This is a genomic window from Arthrobacter gandavensis (assembly GCF_015355785.1).
Classification (GTDB): Bacteria; Actinomycetota; Actinomycetes; order Actinomycetales; family Micrococcaceae; genus Arthrobacter_B; species Arthrobacter_B gandavensis_A.
In genome coordinates, this window is record NZ_JADKYW010000003.1 from 792,869 (window position 1) to 811,177 (window position 18,309).

Annotated in this window: 20 protein-coding genes; 12 read left to right on the top strand and 8 right to left on the bottom strand. The window is 66.4% G+C overall.

Annotated features, from left to right (window positions below; all coding sequences use genetic code 11):
- Nucleotides 1–6 precede the first annotated feature (6 nt).
- From ITX31_RS04915 to ITX31_RS04925, 3 genes are all read right to left on the bottom strand, one after another.
- Complete coding sequence (locus ITX31_RS04915) at nucleotides 7–948, bottom strand: sugar ABC transporter permease (protein WP_194782303.1); 942 nt, start codon at nucleotides 946–948, stop codon at nucleotides 7–9.
- Nucleotides 945–2,552, bottom strand: coding sequence for an ABC transporter permease subunit (locus ITX31_RS04920; RefSeq protein WP_194782304.1), 1,608 nt, complete (start codon nucleotides 2,550–2,552; stop codon nucleotides 945–947). Before ITX31_RS04920 ends, ITX31_RS04915 begins: the two co-directional genes overlap by 4 nt.
- An 80-nt stretch (nucleotides 2,553–2,632) precedes the next feature.
- Complete coding sequence (locus ITX31_RS04925) at nucleotides 2,633–3,925, bottom strand: sugar ABC transporter substrate-binding protein (protein WP_194782305.1); 1,293 nt, start codon at nucleotides 3,923–3,925, stop codon at nucleotides 2,633–2,635.
- A gap of 266 nt (nucleotides 3,926–4,191) precedes the next feature.
- Between ITX31_RS04925 and ITX31_RS04930 the strand changes: the two genes are divergently transcribed.
- The 4 genes from ITX31_RS04930 (at nucleotide 4,192) to ITX31_RS04945 (ending at nucleotide 8,361) form a co-directional block, all read left to right on the top strand.
- Nucleotides 4,192–5,916 carry an alpha-amylase family glycosyl hydrolase gene (locus ITX31_RS04930; protein WP_194782306.1) on the top strand — a complete coding sequence of 575 codons (1,725 nt, stop codon included), beginning with the start codon at nucleotides 4,192–4,194 and terminating at the stop codon, nucleotides 5,914–5,916.
- Between the two features lie 4 nt (nucleotides 5,917–5,920).
- Nucleotides 5,921–6,976, top strand: a complete 1,056-nt coding sequence (locus ITX31_RS04935) for a LacI family DNA-binding transcriptional regulator (protein ID WP_323745585.1) — start codon at nucleotides 5,921–5,923, stop codon at nucleotides 6,974–6,976.
- 78 nt (nucleotides 6,977–7,054) lie between these two features.
- On the top strand, nucleotides 7,055–7,426 hold the full coding sequence (locus ITX31_RS04940) for a DoxX family protein (protein ID WP_194782308.1): 372 nt from the start codon (nucleotides 7,055–7,057) through the stop codon (nucleotides 7,424–7,426).
- On the top strand, nucleotides 7,423–8,361 hold the full coding sequence (locus tag ITX31_RS04945) for a hypothetical protein (RefSeq protein ID WP_194782309.1): 939 nt from the start codon (nucleotides 7,423–7,425) through the stop codon (nucleotides 8,359–8,361). Before ITX31_RS04940 ends, ITX31_RS04945 begins: the two co-directional genes overlap by 4 nt.
- A 32-nt stretch (nucleotides 8,362–8,393) precedes the next feature.
- On the opposite strand, the gene zapE is transcribed toward ITX31_RS04945, so the two are convergent.
- The gene (gene zapE / locus ITX31_RS04950) at nucleotides 8,394–9,446 is read right to left on the bottom strand and encodes a cell division protein ZapE (RefSeq protein WP_194782310.1); all 1,053 of its coding nucleotides are present in this window, start codon (nucleotides 9,444–9,446) and stop codon (nucleotides 8,394–8,396) included.
- 112 nt (nucleotides 9,447–9,558) lie between these two features.
- Here zapE and ITX31_RS04955 point away from each other — a divergent pair, with 112 nt between their 5' ends.
- From ITX31_RS04955 to ITX31_RS04970, 4 genes are all read left to right on the top strand, one after another.
- Nucleotides 9,559–10,416 (top strand): hypothetical protein, encoded by an 858-nt coding sequence (locus ITX31_RS04955; RefSeq protein WP_194782311.1) that lies wholly within the window; start codon nucleotides 9,559–9,561, stop codon nucleotides 10,414–10,416.
- A 122-nt stretch (nucleotides 10,417–10,538) separates the two neighbouring features.
- Nucleotides 10,539–10,829, top strand: coding sequence for a DUF1540 domain-containing protein (locus ITX31_RS04960; protein ID WP_194782312.1), 291 nt, complete (start codon nucleotides 10,539–10,541; stop codon nucleotides 10,827–10,829).
- 22 nt (nucleotides 10,830–10,851) lie between these two features.
- On the top strand, nucleotides 10,852–11,751 hold the full coding sequence (locus ITX31_RS04965) for an HNH endonuclease (RefSeq protein ID WP_194782313.1): 900 nt from the start codon (nucleotides 10,852–10,854) through the stop codon (nucleotides 11,749–11,751).
- A 14-nt stretch (nucleotides 11,752–11,765) separates the two neighbouring features.
- Nucleotides 11,766–12,149, top strand: coding sequence for an RNA-binding S4 domain-containing protein (locus ITX31_RS04970; RefSeq protein ID WP_194782314.1), 384 nt, complete (start codon nucleotides 11,766–11,768; stop codon nucleotides 12,147–12,149).
- A 27-nt stretch (nucleotides 12,150–12,176) separates the two neighbouring features.
- On the opposite strand, the gene ITX31_RS04975 is transcribed toward ITX31_RS04970, so the two are convergent.
- Nucleotides 12,177–12,479 (bottom strand): hypothetical protein, encoded by a 303-nt coding sequence (locus tag ITX31_RS04975; RefSeq protein ID WP_194782315.1) that lies wholly within the window; start codon nucleotides 12,477–12,479, stop codon nucleotides 12,177–12,179.
- 176 nt (nucleotides 12,480–12,655) lie between these two features.
- On the opposite strand from ITX31_RS04975, the gene ITX31_RS04980 reads away from it, so the two are divergent.
- Together ITX31_RS04980 and ITX31_RS04985 are read left to right on the top strand one after the other, a co-directional pair.
- Nucleotides 12,656–13,408: a hypothetical protein gene (locus ITX31_RS04980; RefSeq protein ID WP_194782316.1), complete on the top strand. Its 753-nt coding sequence runs from the start codon at nucleotides 12,656–12,658 to the stop codon at nucleotides 13,406–13,408.
- A 75-nt stretch (nucleotides 13,409–13,483) separates the two neighbouring features.
- The gene (locus ITX31_RS04985) at nucleotides 13,484–13,906 is read left to right on the top strand and encodes a hypothetical protein (protein WP_194782317.1); all 423 of its coding nucleotides are present in this window, start codon (nucleotides 13,484–13,486) and stop codon (nucleotides 13,904–13,906) included.
- On the opposite strand, the gene ITX31_RS04990 is transcribed toward ITX31_RS04985, so the two are convergent.
- Nucleotides 13,903–14,556: a peptidyl-tRNA hydrolase gene (locus tag ITX31_RS04990; RefSeq protein WP_194782318.1), complete on the bottom strand. Its 654-nt coding sequence runs from the start codon at nucleotides 14,554–14,556 to the stop codon at nucleotides 13,903–13,905. The genes ITX31_RS04985 and ITX31_RS04990 overlap by 4 nt on opposite strands.
- A 70-nt stretch (nucleotides 14,557–14,626) precedes the next feature.
- Here ITX31_RS04990 and ITX31_RS04995 point away from each other — a divergent pair, with 70 nt between their 5' ends.
- Nucleotides 14,627–14,926 (top strand): LysE family transporter, encoded by a 300-nt coding sequence (locus tag ITX31_RS04995; RefSeq protein ID WP_194782319.1) that lies wholly within the window; start codon nucleotides 14,627–14,629, stop codon nucleotides 14,924–14,926.
- Between the two features lie 82 nt (nucleotides 14,927–15,008).
- Nucleotides 15,009–15,830, top strand: coding sequence for a transporter substrate-binding domain-containing protein (locus tag ITX31_RS05000; RefSeq protein WP_194782320.1), 822 nt, complete (start codon nucleotides 15,009–15,011; stop codon nucleotides 15,828–15,830).
- Here the strand turns inward: ITX31_RS05000 and ITX31_RS05005 are convergent.
- Both ITX31_RS05005 and ITX31_RS05010 read right to left on the bottom strand, forming a co-directional pair.
- On the bottom strand, nucleotides 15,827–16,438 hold the full coding sequence (locus ITX31_RS05005; RefSeq protein ID WP_194782321.1) for an isochorismatase family protein: 612 nt from the start codon (nucleotides 16,436–16,438) through the stop codon (nucleotides 15,827–15,829). The genes ITX31_RS05000 and ITX31_RS05005 overlap by 4 nt on opposite strands.
- The gene (locus ITX31_RS05010) at nucleotides 16,435–18,309 is read right to left on the bottom strand and encodes a hydantoinase B/oxoprolinase family protein (RefSeq protein ID WP_194782322.1); all 1,875 of its coding nucleotides are present in this window, start codon (nucleotides 18,307–18,309) and stop codon (nucleotides 16,435–16,437) included. Before ITX31_RS05010 ends, ITX31_RS05005 begins: the two co-directional genes overlap by 4 nt.

Here is an 18,309-nt window from a genome sequence, read left to right on the forward strand (position 1 = left end):
CCTCCCCTAACCCTTGACCGCACCCGCCACGAGCCCGGAGGCGATATAACGCTGCAGGAACAGGAACAGTGCCATCACCGGCAGCGCCGCAAGCACTGCCCCTGCCGAGAACACGCCCCAGGTACGGGACTGGTTATCCCCCACGAAGGAATACAGGCCGACGGCGAGGGTCTGGCTGTCCGGATCATTAAGCACAATCGAAGCGATCATGAACTCGCCGGTGGTGGTGATGAAGGTCAGCAGGCCCACGATCGCCAGGATGGGTGTCACCAGGCGCAGGATGATGGTGAAGAAGATCTGGAAGTGGCCCGCACCGTCGATCCTCGCGGCCTCGTCCAGGGTCTTGGGAACCGTGTTGAAGAACCCGTACATGAGGTAGGTATTCACTCCCAGTGCCCCGCCCAGGTAGACCATGATCAGGCCCAGCTGGCTGCCCAGTCCCAGCCACGGAACAATTTCGGAGATCTCGGAAAGCAGCAGGAAGATTGCCACCACGCCCAGCATCTGCGGGAACATCTGCAGCAGCAGGAGGCTCAGCAGGCCCATGCGCCGGCCGGTGAAGCGCATCCTGGAGAAACTGTAGGCGGCCAGCGCTCCGAGGAACACGGTGGAGGCGCTGGTAATCAGTCCAATGACCACGGTATTCAGGAACCAGCGGGCGAAAGGTTTCTGCGGGTCCGTAAACAGGGCCTGGAAGTTGTCGAACCCAATGTCGCGGAACAGACCGCTGGAGGCCACAAGCGTTCCGCTTGGACTCAGCGCGGCCGAGAGCACGTAGGCCAGCGGCAGCAGGGCGAAGGCCGTCATGACCAGGCCAACCAGGTGCCGCCAGCCGGTGTCCTTGAACCAGGAGCCGAAACTGCGGCGCCGTACCGGTTGTCCCGGGGTGCCGGCGGTCCCGGCAGATCCGGCAGCGGGACGGGGAGGAAGGGCGGTGGAGGTGCTCATGAATTCACTTCTTCCAGCGACTTGGTCTGCCTGAAGCTGACGGCGGAGATGACGGCCACGATGATGAAGATCAGGATTGCCAGGGCACTGGCCAGCCCGTAGTCGCGTCCGGTGCCCTGGCCAAAGGCGACCTTGTAAACCACGGTGATGAGCAGGTCGGTGGCGCCGATGTCCTGGCTCGTTCCCGGGAAGCGCGGACCGCCCCCGGTGAGCATGAAGATCACGTTGAAGTTGTTGAAGTTGAACGCGAACGTGGAAATCAGCAGCGGTGCAGTGGAGACAAGCAGCAGCGGCAGCTTGATGGAGCGGAAGATCCGCCAGGCACCGGCACCGTCCATCCTGGCTGCTTCGTTGACCTCCTCCGGAAGGGACTGCAGTGCCCCGGTGCAGACCAGGAACATGTACGGAAAACCAAGCCAGGTGTTGACCAGCAGCACACTGGCCTTGGCCAGCCATGGGTCGTTGAGCCAGGGAATTGAAGCTCCCCCGAAGAACGTGCCGTTGATGAACCCAAACTCCTGGTTGAGCATCCCGGACCAGACGAGACCCGCCAGGAAGGCCGGGAAGGCGTACGGCATGATCATCAGCACGCGGTAGATCTTCTTGCCGCGGAGAGTCGGGTGGTTGAAGGTGATGGCCAGGAAAAGTCCCAGCCCAAAGCACAGTGCCACGGAAGCGACGGCGAAGGTGAAGGTCCAGCCGATCACGCTCAGGAGCGGGCCCCGCAGGTCCGGATCGGTGACGGCGCGCTGGAAGTTTTCGAAGCCGACGTTGATCTTCCATCCCGTGGCCAGCCGTTCCCCGTCCTCTGAGACGAAGGACCCCTCGCCGCCGTCCCGGTACACCGTGCCGGTTTCGGAGTTGGTGAACGTGTCGGCAGCTTCGTCGTAGACCAGTACCGGTTTGTAGACATAGGCATTGGACCCGTCTGCGGTGGCAAGCGTGCCGTCATCAAGGTCTTCCGAGAAGGGAACCTTGAGCGCCAGTATTTCGCCCTGGCGGTTGAGCAGGTCGTTGAAGGCCAGGGTTTCATAACCCTCGACTCCGGTTGCTGTGCCGGTGCTGTCCGTCTGGGCGTCCCTGACCTCTTCCAGCGGCATGTCCGCACCGCCCAGCCGGACCTCCCCGTCAGGGTCCGTGACCAGCAGGAACAGCTCGCTGTCCTGCTCCAGCACGGAAACTGCGTAGGCCGGGGAATCAGGCACCCGCTGCTGCGCGGTGAGGGAGATGGCCGCGACGGCGTCTTCCTTGGTGCTGTTGTGCCCGTCGCCGTAGTTGGTGAAGGCCACGTAGCCGCTGTAGACGACCACAAACACCTGGAAGATGAGCAGGAACAGCACACCGGGGGCCAGATACTTTGCGGGCAGGCCCCCGCGGCGCAGGTAGATCCAGTTAACGGTCAGCGTGACCGCCGCGGCGACGGCGAACACCACCCACTCCTCGTTGAGGAAGAGTGCCATCAGCACATAGACGGCAAAGGCGTCCACGAGTCCGAGCAGCACGATCTTCGCCAGGGTTCCGGCCAGTGAATCGGGGGTACGCCGCGCGGCCTTGGCGGGTGCGGGTCCTACGGGGCGGACGGGGGCGTCCGTTGAAACGGCCATGATGTTCTCCTACGAGTGGCCCGAACGGAGCCTCAACTCCGCTCGGGCCACTTTCTCGCCTGGTGGCTGTGTTGGTCCCGCTACTTGCTGATCTTGGCCTCGATGTTGGAGACCATCGCGGGCCAGGCCGCAGCCGGGTCCGCCTCTCCCTTGATCAGGGACAGCTGCGTGCCTCCCCAGTCAGCCCAGACGGCTTCCATCTCCGGAATGGCCGGCATCGGAACGCCGTTGGCGCCGATTTCACCGAACGCTGCAACGATCGGGTCCGCGGCGGCCTTGTCGAAGGAGGCGGTCAGGGCCGGCGGGCGCCCGCCGGCGTCGAACATTGAATCCTGGACTGCCTCGGTGGTGAGGTAGTTCAGGGCAAACTCGTTGGCCGCGAGGGCATTCTGGCTCTTGGCGCTGACGAAGAAGCCATTGACGCCGACGAACGGCTGGGCCGGGGCATCGCCCGCAGTGGGCAGCGGATCGACGGCCAGGTTGATGCCGGCCGCAACGGCATCGGGGACGTTCCAGGGCCCGGTCAGCCAGTACGGGGACTCGCCCGCATAGAATTTTTCCTTGGCAATGTCCGGAGTGATGCTGGAGTTGAAGATCCGTTCGCCGGAATCTCCCCAGGCCACCAGCTTCTCGGCGAACTCGACGCCGCCGGGGCTGCCCAGTTCCAGCTTGGAAGCGTCGTAGCTGCCGGCTTCATCGGTGCCGAACACTGCCACTCCCATGGAGGTCTGCAGCGGGTACAGGTGGTATGGGTCGCCCTGCTTCGGGTCCATCTGGACCAGGAACGGGAACTCGGCCTTGCCTTCGGCCACGGCTGCCTTGCCGTTGGCAATCACTTCGTCCATGGTGGCTGCCGGCTCGGAAACGATGTCCGTGTTCCGCAGCAGCCCGATGTTTTCGATCGAGTAGGGCACACCGTAGGTGTTGCCCTCGTAGGTCATGGCCTGGACGGCGCTGTCCTGGAACTGGGCGGCCTTGTCTCCGAGCTCGATCGGGGCCACAACGCCGTTCTGGACAAACTTGCCCAGCCAGTCGTGCGGTCCGACGATCAGGTCCGGGCCCTTGCCGGTGGGAACCTGCGTAATGAAGTCGTCCGAGACCTGCTGGAAGTCCTTGGTGACCAGCCGGACTTCAATGCCGGTGTCTTCCTTGAAGCGCTCAGTAACCGGCGCAAGAGCGGGAGCGCGCTCGGAGTCCACCCACATCGTCAGCGTGGTTGCACCGGCGGAGGCGAGGTCGCTCGATTCGGCTTCCTCGCCGGTATCGGAACCGCCGCCGCACGCGGTGAGGACAAGGGCAGCGGTGACCGAGACGGCACCGAGAGTAAAGGTACGGCGGCCAAAGCCCGCCGTACCCGTTGTGCGCACCTTCATTGGTGTACCTCTTCTGTTTTCAGGCCCCGGTGTACCGGGGAGGTATTGGTGCCCGCCCGTGACCCGGACCATGGCATGCAGGCAAGTGTAAGCGTGTGCGCAGTGTGCGTCCAGTCACATGCTGCATCATTTTTCCGCGCGCCTTCGGCTCGCGCCAGACCGAGTGTCAGGGCAGGTCACCCCGATCCGTGGAGCACCAGGAAACGTTGAGTTATATTGTGGAAGCGTTTGCAATCACCTTGGGTGGGTCCTCTAGGATGCTAGGCATGCTCAGCACTATCGCAGCCCCGTCCGTCCAGCTCCCCGGCGCCGGCCTGGTTCCGGTCCATGAAGCCTCCACCGGGCGTGAGAGGCAGTGGTGGCGCTCCTCGGTGATCTACCAGATCTACCCCCGCTCCTTCCGCGACCTGCGCGGCGACGGCATCGGCGACCTGCCCGGCATCACCGCCGAAATCCCCGCCCTCGCAGAACTGGACATCGACGCGATCTGGCTCTCCCCCTTCTACGTCTCCCCGCAGAAAGACGCCGGCTACGACGTCGCCGACTACTGCGACGTCGACCCGCTCTTCGGCACCCTGGACGACTTCGATGCCCTCGTCACCGCCGCCAAAAACCACGGCATCCGCGTCATCGTGGACCTGGTCCCCAACCACTGCTCCGAGGCGCACGCCCTCTTCCAGGCAGCCCTGGCCGCACCGGAGAACTCCCCCGCCCGGGACATGTTCATCTTCCGCGACGGCACCGGAGAACACGGCGAAAACCCGCCAAACAACTGGCAGTCCCACTTCGGCGGACCCGCCTGGACCCGCGTCCACAACCCCGACGGCACCCCCGGCCAGTGGTACCTGCACCTCTTCGACTCCTCCCAGCCGGACTTCAACTGGGACAACCCGGCCGTGCACGACGAATTCGAACGCGTCCTGCGCTTCTGGCTCGACCGCGGCGTCGGCGGCTTCCGCGTCGACGTCGCCCACGCCCTGATCAAGAAAAGCGGGCTCCCGGACTGGGGCGGCCGCGCCGACGGCGCCTCCTCCGACGGCTTCCCCGGCGAGGCAGCCCCCATGTTCGGCCAAGCCGGCATCCACGACATCTACCGCTCCTGGCGCCGGATCCTTGACGAATACGACGGCGACCGCGTGCTCTGCGCCGAAGCGACCATCGACCCGCTGGACCGGCTCACCGACTGGGTCCGCTCCGACGAAATGCACCAGACCTTCAACTTCGCCTACCTCCACCACCCCTGGGACGCGGAGGAGCTGCGCCGCATCATCACCACCAGCCTCGAAGCCTTCGACAAGGTCGGCGCCCCCACCACCTGGGTGCTCTCCAACCACGACGTCGTCCGCCACGTCACCCGCTTTGGGCAGGCTCCCGGGCACGCCCGGCTCGGCGACGGCCTGGGCCCGGAAGATGCTCAGCCGGATCATGAACTGGGGCGGCGCCGGGCCCGGGCAGCGACGCTGCTGATGCTGGCCCTCCCCGGCGGCGTCTACCTCTACCAGGGTGAAGAACTCGGCATGCCGGACCACACCACGCTCGAACACGTCCACCGCCAGGACCCCACGTTCCACCGCACCGGCGGCCAGCGACTGGGCCGGGACGGTTGCCGGGTGCCGCTGCCCTGGCGGGCCGATGCGCCGTCGTACGGGTTCAGTTCCACCGGCGAGTCCTGGCTGCCGCAGCCGGAGCAGTGGCGTGAACTCTCCCGGGACCTGCAGCAGCAGGATCCGAACTCGACCCTCAATGTCTACCGGGATGCCCTCGCGCTGCGGCGGGAACTGAACCTGGGCCACGGGTCCCTGGCCTGGTGGCCCGAACACGACGCCGAGGGGCTGGTGGCCCTGGTCAACGGCAATGTCCTGGCCGTGATGAACATGGGATCCGAGCCCGTGGAACTGCCCGCCGGCGAGATCCTGGTGCGCAGCATTCCGGATGCGGGCGGCAACGGTGTCCTGGTACCGGACGCCGCCGTCTGGATTCGGCTACCCTGAGCCAGTGGAACGCAGCGCCCGCGGGGCAGGTATTCGGGAAGTCGCCGCCAGGGCAGGAGTCTCGGCGGCGACGGTTTCGCGGGCGCTGAGCGGCAACGGCAGGGTTTCGGAGCAGACCCGGCGAAGGGTCCAGGCCGCGGCGGAGGAACTCGGGTTCGTCATCTCCTACAACGCCTCCTCGCTTGCATCGGGCCGGAGCCGGAACATCGGAATCGTCATACCCACGGTTGGACGCTGGTACTTCTCCCAGGTCCTCGAGGGAGCCGCTTCCGCTCTCATCGAGGCCGGGTATGACCTCACCCTGTACAACACGTCCGACGGGCCGGGCCACCGCGAAAGCGTGCTCAAGGAAATGCTGCAGCGCAAAAGGCTCGACGCCGTCATCACCGTGGCCCTGAGGCTCACCGAGGAAGAGCTGGCACAACTGCGTGAGGTCGGCAAGCCGATCGTTGCCATCGGCGGCCCGCTGCCGGATACCCCGACGGTCCGCGTGGATGAGTTCAGCATTTCCGCCCTGGCTACCCGGCACCTGATCTCGCTTGGCCATACCCGGATCGGCCACATAGGCGGCGGCGAGGAACTCGAACGCGACTTCCGGATGGGAAGCACCCGGCAGGACGGTTACCGCTCTGCCATGGCCGAAGCCGGACTCACTCCCCGGCCGCAGTGGCTGCGCAGGTCCGAATTCAGCGTTGCCGGTGGATTCACCGCAGCCAAGGCACTGCTGGCTGATCCGTCGGCCAATGTCACCGCAATCTTCTGCGCCGCCGACGAGATCGCGGTGGGTGCGATCCTTGCTGCCCGGGAGCTGGGCCTGCGGGTGCCGGAAGACCTCTCCGTGATCGGCATCGACGGACACGAGCTCTCGGCAGTGTTTGGCCTCACCACCATTCGCCAGGACCCGGCAGGACAGGGGGCTGCCGCCGTCGGTGCTGTGCTGTCCCTGCTGCGCAAGGAACCGGTAGCCGGCGATCTGCTGCACGGCACCTACCCCACCGAGTTCGTTGTCCGGTCCAGCACTGCGGTGCCGCCCGGATTCCAAGGCCGGACCGCACCGTAACTGTGCCTGGGCGGAACGGCTGGATAGGATGACAGAGCCGGGCCTGACCGGAACGGAACGGGGGATTGAGGAACATCCATGCTGGTGTTTTTGTGGGTAGCGGAAATCGTGCTTGCCCTGCTGTACTTCGGCCTCGGAGCCATGCGCCTGATCCAGCCCTATGCCAAGCTGGTCCGGGTCCTGCGATGGCCCGCTGACTTCCCTGCCTGGGGAGTCAAGCTGATCGGCGTGGCTGAGATCCTCGGCGCCCTTGGCCTGATCCTTCCGGCCGCCACCGATGTTGCCCCCACTCTCACTCCCATCGCCGCCTGCGCCCTGGCAGCGATGATGGCCGGCGCGGTGGCGGTGCACCTGAAGCGCAATGAACGCCAGCGCGTCGCGCTTCCCGCGATCCTGCTGGCGGTGAACGTCTTCGTGGCCATAGGCCGGTTTGGTCCCTACCCGGGATGAGTCCATCCCGGCGTTCAGAGGCCGCAGAACCGGCGGAAGCAGTCACCCGGCTCTACGGGCTGCTTCCGAGCGAGTTCACTGCCTCGCGGAACGCCGAAGCGGCGGCAGCCAGCCGCGACGGTCAGCCCGAGCTCGGTAAACGGTTGAAAGCCCTGCCTAAACCATCCGCCGCGGCCTGGCTGGCCAACATGCTCATCCGCGAACAAGGGCAGTCGATCGTCGGCATGCTGGCCCTTGGCGCATCCCTGCAGGAGGCCCAGGCAGACCTGGACCGGGAAGAGATGCGCAGGTTGAACTCCGAACGCCACCGCATGCTCAGGAGCCTTGCCCGGGACGCGCGCGGGCTGGCGGAAAGACTCGGCAATCCGGTCAGCACCGCAGTGGCTGCCGAAGTGGAGCAGACTCTCTGGGCCGCGATGACGGACCCCTATGCGGCCGCAGCCCTGGCCTCCGGGCGGCTCGTCCGCGGGCTGGAAGCGAACGGCTGGGAGCCTGTGGACCTCGACGGCGCCGTCGCGGATCCCGAGTCTGCCTTCCCCCTGGTGGCTGCGGGCTCCCGGACGAAACAAGCCCCCAGTGTAGATGCCGGCAAGGCTCCGGACAGGGGAACCTCCCGCCAGCAGCAGGCAGCCCGTGCACGGGCCCGAAAGGAAGCCGAGCAGGAATTGGCGAAAGCCCGGGAAAACGCAGAGCAGGCCGAACAGAAGCTCGCGGAAGTCCAGTCCGAGGTTGCCGGCCAGGCCTCATTCCGCGACGGACTGACTGATGAGATCGATGACCTGCGCGAGAGGATCCGTGAACTTGAGCGGGAGATCAGTGACCTGGACCGGCGACGCGGAGCACTGGAGCGCACCCGGGACAAGGTGCGGCGTGAGGCAAGGGCTGCCCGCCGCGCCGTGGAGAAGGCAGAGACGAAACTGGACTCGCTGCGCTAGCCGGCGTCCTGCCGGGGCGGTATCACCGGCACCTAAACCGGGACGGGAGAGGTCAGCATCCCGAACCTGCTGCTGATCCTGGCCAGGTCGACCCCGTGGGCAGTACCCGGGAACGTGCCCGCGTAGTTCCTGAAGCCCAGCACGTCCAGACGGCAGCCGGCGTCGTACAGCACGTCCACCAGGTTGCCGAACCGCTGCCAGGTAAACGGGTCTTCATGGGTGGTGTCCGGAACTCCGGACACCACCCAGTGTCGGTATTCACCGGCAAGCGCCAAATAGTCCGACGCCGCAGACCGGGCCCCGCACAGGTCCGCAAAGCTGAACCAGAGCTGCCCGTCCGCAGCCCGGGACGCTTTCAGGGGCACGGTTCCGGGGGACAGTACTGTTGCTTCGTCCGGTCCCGGCGGCCGCAGCCCTGCCGCCGCCAGGCTGGCCGTGTCCGGCTCGCGGAGATGGTGCCCTGAGGCGAACCCGGACGCCCCGCGGGGGCGGGCAGCGCGGTAGTCCAGGGGGCCGTCCAGTGCCGCAACCTGCAGCTGCGTAGTGATCAGTTCGATTCCGGGCTCAAAGAGGTGATGGAACATCGGGTCCGGAAGCAGCTCGTCCGGTGCGTAGTTCGACGTCGCCACCAGGACGATCCCGCGCTCCGCCACCTGACGCAGCAGCCGCGTCACGAAGGCTGCATCGGCGGGTCCGTTGACGTGGAACTCGTCGAAACAGAGCAGGCGGGCGTCCCCCAGCAGGGCGTCCAGCCCGGCGGCGAACGCAGACTGCCGGGCGGCCCCCTTCCGCCCATACCCTTCGAACGTCCGGGCATGCAGCTCACGGAAGAAGTCATGGAAGTGCAGGCGGCGTTTTTCACAAAGGGGAACGGCTTCGAAGAACGCGTCCAGCAGCCAGGTTTTTCCCCGGCCGGGAGGGCCCCACAAATAGACGGAATTGCCGGTCTCACCGGAGACGGCCGCAGTCCCGGCCCGGGCAAGCAGCGGAAGCACCGCCAGCTGGGCGGCGTCAAGCTCCAGGCCTTCCGCATCGGCCGCCTGCCGTACCGCTGAGGCAATGGATTCAACGTGCACGGAGGTCATACACCGGTTATACCGAGTCGCATCAGCGCCTCCAAATGCTCCGCTGTGGCAAGATTTCAGCGGCAGCACAGATGGCTGCCGTCATATGTCAGGACAGCAGGCAAGGAACAAAGTGCGGCAGTTGTGGGCGGGCCTGGATTTTTGGACTATCAGCCAGACAACGGCACTGATCTCAGCGGTTTTCGGCCTCTTCATCGTGGCGCGGGCGTGCTGGGACAACACGGTCCTGCCGGCCTTGACCGACCGCACCCTTGAACTCGTCTGCCAGCGCGCAGCCGAACTGCGCCAGACGGCTGAACAGCCGGACCGGTCCGCGGCGGCGCTGGGCCGGCGCATGGTTCGGACCCTGACCGACCCGCGGCTCATGCTTCCCTCCCCGGACGAGGCCGCTTGGGTGCGGAAACAGGAGCAGCGCCGGAAGGCAAGGCCCTCCCCCGCACAGCGCCGCCAGAGCGCCGTGGCATTGGCAGCGCTCCTGCGCCGGCCGCACCTGGTCACCGAACAGCAGACGCTCCTTGCCGAGGCGGTGACCGGGCTCTCGCCGGCGCTGGGCTCCGCCGCGGACTGGAACGAACTCCGTGCTGCCCCACGGGAGCACTCCAGGGCAGCGGCGTCCCTGCTGCGCAGGGACGCCGCCCGGCGCTTCGTATCAGTCTTCCTTCCGGCAATGGGACGCTACCTGGACTTCGTGGGTCGCGGCAGCGCACTCGGGCTCGCCGTGGGCGTCCTGGCATCGGGAGGCTTCAGCGGCGACAGCACGCTGGTGGGCGTGCTCACCACCGTCTGCGGAATCGGTGGAGCCATTGTCTTCACGGCGACTGTCATCCGCTGCGATGCCCGTTCCTGGCCCGCGCCGCGGGGGCGGGTGCCCGCGACGCTCCGCCGGATCTACCCTGAAGCCTCGTTCCTGCTCCGGCTCCTGCTCACGGTTGCTGCCGTCCTGGTAGGTGTTTCGATCCTTCGGCAATAGCTCCGGCGCGCTCCCCGCCCGGCGAATTACGGCCAAAAAATTCGTGCTAATTATTCGCCGCTAACGGTGGTACTTTCGGAACTCGGGCACGATCCAATCCGGCACCAAGCACGGGAGGAACCATGACTGACCACGTAGCACCCGTATCAGACTGTTCGGTCCGCAACTGCGATTTCAACCACGACGGCTGCACTGCGTACGCCATCACCGTGGGAGGCTCCCAGGACCACGCCAGCTGCGCCACCTTCATCGACACCTCCGCCACGGGCGGCCTTCCAAAGGTCCTTGCCACGGTTGGCGCCTGCCAGCGGGAAGAATGCCGCTACAACAACCACCTAATGTGCGACGCCCATGATGTGCGGGTGGGTCCCGGCGCGGAGCTGGCCGACTGCCTCACCTACCAGCCGCGTTGACCACAGCAGGCCGGAACGGCACATGACCGCGCTCCTGCTCGTCTGGGATCCGGTCTGGCCAGAGGCATGGCAGCCCGACTACCTGGAGGCTGCCGCCATAGCTGCCGACGCCGGTTTGTTCCGTGCGGTCTGGAATGTCACCTCAGCGGGGAGAGGGCTGGAGCCGGGTGCGGATGCCTGGTTCGTGGTCCCCGGCGAGCGCGCCGGACTGGCCGGCCACGGCCTGGTGGTTTCCTCCATGTACGGCATCGCGGACCCGCAGGGAGCGCCGGACCCCCGGGCCCGGCTTGCGGATATCGATATTGACGTCCTGCTGCCGCTGGACGAATTGATCGCCCTGTCGGATCTGCCGGAGGAGATCATCGACGCCCGCCCCGAACCCGGCGGGGCCGTCCTCCTCACCCAGTTCGCCGGGGAGGAACTGCGCCGCACGTGGTCCCGGCACGGTGCTGTGGAATCCTGTGCAGGCCTGCTCCCTGGATCCTTGCCCCAGCACGCCGTCCGCTGGTCCCTCACCAACCGGTGGGAGAACGACGCCGATGCCCGGCGCGTCTGCCTCGCCCACCATGGTCCGTCCTGTTCAGCCTGCGGATTTGACCCGGAAGCGGTGTTCGGCCCTGACGGTGCCGGCGTCCTGCAGGTGCACCACATTGTTCCGCCCAGCCTTCTCCAGCAAACCTACGCACTGGACCCGGTAACGGATCTGGTACCCCTTTGCCCTACCTGCCACGCTGTGTCCCACCGCGGATTTCCGGATCCGTTCACCCCTGCTGAGCTGAGGCGGCTGCTGGCATCCCGGCGCGCACCCCTGCACGACGCAGTCCTCCAGGGCTCCCTTCCGTCTGCGGACCAGCTGCGTGCCCAGGACGATGCCCGCAAACTGCTCGGCTTTCAGAGCAGGCAGGGCGACTCGGCAGACTAAACTCGGGAATCACCATGAGCATTCCGAACAGCAGCTCCCGGCCGGTGCGCATCGACGCCTGGCTTTGGGCTATCCGTGCCTACAAGACCCGGTCCGCGGCAACGGCTGCCTGCCGGGCGGGTCACGTGAAGCTCAACGGCAACGCGGCGAAGGCCGCTGCTCCGGTTCAGGCGGGAGACACCATCCGTGTGCGGCAGCCCGGTTTTGACCGCATCCTGGAGGTCCGCGGACTGATCGCCAAGCGTGTGGGAGCCGAAGCGGCGTCCCATTTCTTCACCGACCACACCCCGGAACGCCCTGCCGTCCCGGCCCTGGGCATTCCGCAGCGCGACCGCGGCACCGGGCGGCCAACCAAGAAGGACCGCCGGGAGCTGGAACGGCTCCGGGGCGCACGCTAGCAGCTGTCCGCCCCGGCCCGCCGGAATTCAGCGGTGCCGGGCCTCCTCCAGACAGGAACGGCACAGGCGGCGCTTACCTGCCGCCTCCCGGCCGCAGACCTGCAGGGCAGGCCGGTTGAACTCCCAGGTCCGCTGGACAACCTGACACCAGGTGGAATGGAAAACGGTACCCCGGCGGGTGACATAGACCTGCTCCGGTTCCAGCGTCGGAGGAGCCGGGACGTCCGGGGACCGGCTGGCCAGGATCCACCGGCCGGCTGCCGCGCCGGATACGGGATTCAGCACATCGTTTACGGGCTTCGTTCGTGTGAGCGTGTTGTAAGTCCCCATGCAGGAACTCTAGGAACCCGACATTCTGCATCCGCGAAAGATCCCCTCATTTTTTGCTCAAGTTCCAGCGCGCCGCCCACTAAACACCGCGCTGCACCTCTATGGTGCAGCTCCCCTGGCGGTGTGCGCAGCCGCGTTCCCTGCCGTATTCAAGCTTCGGAAGCTATCCTGTGGGCATGCTGAAGAGGATAGCCCGAAGGATCGCCGCGGCCGCACTGGTTGTTTTCGCGCTCGCCTCCGGATTGGTGGTACTGGGCGTCTATTCGCTCCTTTCCTTTGCGTCCTGGGCGATCTTTGGCGCCGTGCCGCCGGCATACACCTTTGCCCTGGCCTTCATCGTTCCACCCGCCGGCATCGCGGTGCTGACCGGCCTGGGCCTGGCAACCGGAAGATCCGCGCGCGTCTTCAAGGCACGGCAGAGCCGGCGGTCCCGGGCAGCTGCGGCGGAGACTTCCTGGCAGCATGCCCACAGCCGGAGGGACGCAGCACTGGTCGCCTGGTCCCGGTACGAAACAGATGTTTCGCTCCTCATCGAGTACCCGGTGATGACCGACTACAGCGACCCGGTGGTCAGGGAGGTCATCGTGGCCATGCAGGGCATTCGCGAGGCGGAACGCGCAACGGACCCGGACAAGCTGCACAGCGCCGTCGACCGTTTCGAGGTGGCGCTGCGCACAGCGGAGAACTATGCCCGCCGCTGCGGACAGTCCCGGCTCACTGACTCGGAGCGGCGGAAGCTGGCAACAGCCCGGTCCGCCCTGAATCTCCTGCTCGACGGCGGCGCATCACCAACCGAGGTCGAGGGCGCCTACCGGAGCCTGCGCCGCTCCCTGAAGGGAATTATCGACCTGCCTGCCCAGGCCGCCGCAGATCTGGATGCACGGGCCAGGGACGCCCGTCGGTTGGGCGCGCTGCGGGTGGCAGGCTAGCAAATACGGCGGTCGAGCCATCCCGGAACCGGGCAGGTCTCCCCGAAAGCCCTGCCGGGGAGTAATTTGTCACCCATGACGCCACAGCCAGCAGCCCGCCCCGGAAGCAAAGGCGCCAAGGGTGCGCCCGGCCCGGGTCTCCGGGACCAGGTCCGGCGCGAGTTCGGGCTGTACACGGCCGGTGAACTGGCTGCGCGGCTGGATTTCGGCGGCCCGGCAAATCCGCGGGCGCGAAACCTCACCGGCAAAGCCCCGGTGCTGGCACTAGTGGAAGAGGGTGTGCTCTATCCCGGTTTCCAATTCGACGAGAAACGAAACCGGGTACTGCCCGCGGTTAAGGACATAGTCCGAATGGCACGCCTTGCCGGATGGCGGGACGAGGATCTGGTCACTTGGTTCTTCCGGCCCAACCCCCTGCTCTCCGGCAAGCGTCCGGTGGACTTCCGCGAAGACGAGGAACGGCTGCTGCCAGCTGCGGAAAAGGACTTTGACCGTTAGCGGCGTGGCGCGGGAACTTCTGCCGCAGCGACGAACGCCGTCGCCGAGCCGGGGTCGATTTCGGTAAGGCCGGCGTCAACAATCAGCGGTCCCGCGCCTGGGCCTGAGCTCAGTTCCCGGAAGCGTGCTGCCGGAACTTCGGCGGCTGCGGCATCCGGGTTCGCCGCGAATGCTGCGGCTTCCTCCGGACCAAGCTCGAGGTACCAGGCCAGAAGCGCGTGGGCAGCCTGGGCTGCTGCCTTGCCGGTGGACATCTCGAGATCCCTGTTGAGGACTATGAGCGGACTGCCGGGCTGGGCCGGCGCCGGGTTCCCGGCGGGAAGCTGGGTCCCGGAGACCTGCAGGGAACGCAGCACCCGCGGCATGTCTTCGTAGCGCTGCGGTTCGAACGCCGCAGCCTCTGCCTTGCCAATCACTACCGTTCCGGACGGCGCGTCCGCGGTGAGCATTGCAAAGGGCCGGGGACCGGCACGGCGTACGGTCTTGGTGAAGCGTCCGGCAACCCAGTCCGCCCACGATTCGTCACTCGTCCTGCGGGCAAACGCCAGGACGCAGGCCACGGCGGCCGCAGCTACGGCATCGGTGTGTGCCGCCGGATCCTCCTTGTCCACGCGCAGCAGGATGGGCTGAACCGTATCGCTGAGTTCCACTCCTCCACTTTCCCATGGGTGCCGGTGTCATGCTGACAGGGGGTTCGTTCCGCAGGGATGCGGTGAGCCGGTGAGTGTTGAGCAAGCCCGTCTTGGCTTCGCCGCCGTCGCCGTCCTGCTGACCATCCTTCCGGGCCTGGATTCGGCTATGGCGCTGCGCTCGGCCATCAGCCAGGGCCCCCGCCATGCCGTCGCCACCGGTCTGGGCATCAACACCGGTGCGTTCGCCTGGGGCGCGGCCGCCGCCGTCGGGATCTCCGCGCTGCTGACGGCGTCCGAGACCGCGGAGGTCTCTCCCCTGCTCATGGGCCTGGCCCTGCCGCCCCGGGGTAACAAATCGGCAACGCATACCGCATGTGCCTCTGACTAGGGCAGACGCCACGTGCCTGCTCCTGCTAGGTCTGGGAGGACGGAGTGAAGACGCTCCGTCCCCACACCATGAGGAGCACTACATGAAGTACCGCCTGCTGCCCGTTTTCGCCGCCGCCGCACTCCTGGCCACCGGATGCTCTGCCTCTGCGGACGAGCCGCCGGCTGCCGCGGAAGATTCCGGCACCGAGTCCCGGCTCGCGGCGGTCACGGAGCGCGGTTCCCTGAAGGTCTGCACCACGGGCGACTACCGCCCCTTCACCTACAAGGATCCGGACACCGGCGAGTGGACCGGAATCGACATTTCGATGGCCAGGGACCTCGCCGCCAGGCTGGACGTCGACGTCGAGTTCGTGCAGACAACCTGGAAGGACCTGATGCCCGATTTCCTGGCCAGCTGTGACATCGCCGTGGGCGGCGTATCGATTTCGCTGGCCCGTGCCGAGCAGGCGTTCTACACCGATCCAGTCCTGGACGACGGCAAGACGCCGATCGCGCTCTGCGGCAAGGAGGAGCTGTATGACACCGTGGAGGAGATCAACAGCCCAGAAGTCCGCTCCATTACCCCGATCGGCGGCACGAACGAGATCTTTGCGGACACGAACTACCCCAATGGCGAGATCATCCGCTTCGAGGACAACAACACCATCTTCGATGAGATCGTCGCCGGCCGGGCGGACGTGATGACCACCGATGCCGCGGAGGTGAAGTGGGTGGCCAACGAATACCCCGAACTCTGCGCGGTGGACCCGGACAACCCGTTCAACTTCTCGCAGAAGGCCTACCTGCTGCCGCTCGGGGACACCGTATTTCAAGAGTACGTCAACCAGTGGCTGAACCTCGCGGAGAATGACGGCACGTACGACGCCGCCAAGGAACCCTGGTGGGGCGAGGCTGAGGGTTAGGCCCCGGACGCGCTGAAGTACTCCAGCACCGCGGGGCTTTGCCAGATCTCCGCGTACTTTGCCTGCAGGTCGTAGAGCGAACCGCCGTGCACGGTTTCGTCCCGGTCCCCGACGGCGTCGGCAACCACGATCGGGATGAAACCGTGCTGCACCGCATCCACGGCGCTGGCGCGGATGCAGCCGCTGGTGCTGGTTCCCACGATCACCACGGTGTCCACGCCCCAGGTGTGCAGCAGCGAGGCCAGATCCGTGCCGAAGAACGCGCTGGCGTACTGCTTCACCAGCACGGTTTCCCCGTCCACGGGCGCCACCTCCGGCATGATCTGTCCCAGTTCACTGTCCCCGATCAGCAGCCGCAGCGCGGGGATCTTGCGGATGAAGACCCCGCCGTCCGCGCCTTCCGGGCCGTAGCTCACCCGGGTGTGCAGCACCGGAACACCGTTGGCGCGGGCGGATTCAAGAACCTGGGCTGCGGTGTCCAGGAACTGCTTGTCCGGCAGGCACAGCGGGCTCTGCGGTTCGAAATAGGCGCGCATCAGGTCCACGGACACCACGGCCGGGGCGCCCCCCGGTGCCAGGGTGCCGTCGAAACCGTCCGCAAACGTCATGGCATCACCACCGGAGCGGATGGTGCCTTGAGCCCGGTTTCGGCTTCCGCGTTGGCGAGCAGGTCCTCAAGGTTCCCGCCGCGGTTGAACAGCGGCAGTTCTTCCGGGCGGCCCTCGCCCAGCTCCATGCGCAGCGCAGCGGTCGCATCGGCGTCGAGCTCTCCGTCTTCGGAACAGACCACGCCGTAGGCCCGGGCGCCTTCAGGAGTCACCAGCCCGCGGCGGACCTCCCTGCACACCAGCTCGGGGTCCCGCTGCAGCGGGTCCCCCCAGCCGCCGCCGCCCCAAGTGACGAAGTGCAGGACGTCTCCCGGCGACACGGACACGTCGTGGACTTTGGAGGGCAGGACAACGGTGGAGCCGTCCGCCTTGTCGATCCATTTCCGGCCGCGGGCGCCGGGTTCTCCGCCGCGCACGCCCCAGGGATAGGTGAGCCAGCGGTCGTCGTGGATGGCTATGGTGCCCGGTTCCAGGAAGCGGTACGCGACGTCGACGCCGTTGCCTCCGCGGTGCAGGCCGGCGCCTCCGGTGTCCGGAATGGTTTCCCAGCGATCGATAACCAGCGGGTAGTAGGACTCCAGGTACTCGCACGGGATATTGGTGAAGGAGGGCCAGAGCGAGTGTCCGTCCGGTCCGTCGCCAACCGGGCGTCCCGGGATTCCGCCGAAACCGATCGAGTAGAGCTGGAACCATTCCCCGCTGCGATCCCCGGAGCTGTAGTTTCCGGAGTACATGAAGTGCGGCGAGGAGGAGAACCCTGCCCCGTTGAGCAGGTCCGGGTTGGCCTGGCCCAGCAGCCCGCCGAAGAGGTCGAAGAGCCGGCCGATGCCGTGGTTGCGGCCGTTCAGGGCCGCCGGGTAGCGGGGTTTCCAGAAGGTATCCTCGGGGATTTCAACGTCCACCAGCGGGTAGAAGCCGTCATTCCAGAGGATCTGCGGGTCCGCCACCGTGATCATGTAGATGCCGAAGAACATCCGGATCAGGTTTTCGTTGATGTAGTAGTTGATCGGGCCCTGGGCCTGCGGGCTGCTGCCGGTCAGGTCGATCAGCACCTTGTCCCCGGTGCGGGTGATGGTCATCTTCAGTTCGTACGGACCAAAGCCGCGGCCGTCGTCGTCGATGTAGTCGGTGAAGGAGAGCGGTTTGCCTTCCTCGAAGACCATTGAGAGCAGGGTTTTCATGGCGCGGTAGTTACGGTCCAGCAAGGCATTCAGTGCGGAGGTGTAGGTGTCCACGCCGAAGCGGGCGCACATTTCCTGCACCCGCCGGGAGGCGGTGCGGCAGGCGGCGACCAGCCCGTTCAGGTCTGCCCGGTTCCAGTCCGGCTTGCGGACCTGGTTCAGGATGATGCCGAGCGCCGTGTCATCCCGTTCTCCGCGCCGGTAGAGCTTGAACGGCGGGATCACCACTCCTTCCTCGAAGATGGTGCGCGCGTCGGTGGGCATGGAAGCCGGCGTCTTGCCGCCGACGTCGGTCATGTGGCCGAACTGCGAGGCCCATCCGACGATCCGGCCCTCGTAGAAGATGGGCATGACCACCAGCCAGTCATTGGCGTGGCTGATCGCTGCACCGCAGGAGTACGGGTCCGAGGTCATCAGGACGTCGCCCTCTTCGATCGTCCCGTGGAAGTTCTCCAGGAAGTCCGGAATGGAGAGACCGAACTGGCCCACGATCATCTTGCCGCCGGGGTCCGCGATCAGCGGGAACTCGTCGTGCTGCTCCCGGATGCCGGGGCTGAGGGCGGTACGGAACAGGGTTTCATCCATCTCATAGCGCGCGCTGCGCAGCGCGTTCTCGATCAGGTCAAGGGTGACGACGTCCACGTCCACCGCGCGCAGCGGCTCGGTGGCGGTTTCCACTAGCTGTGCCAT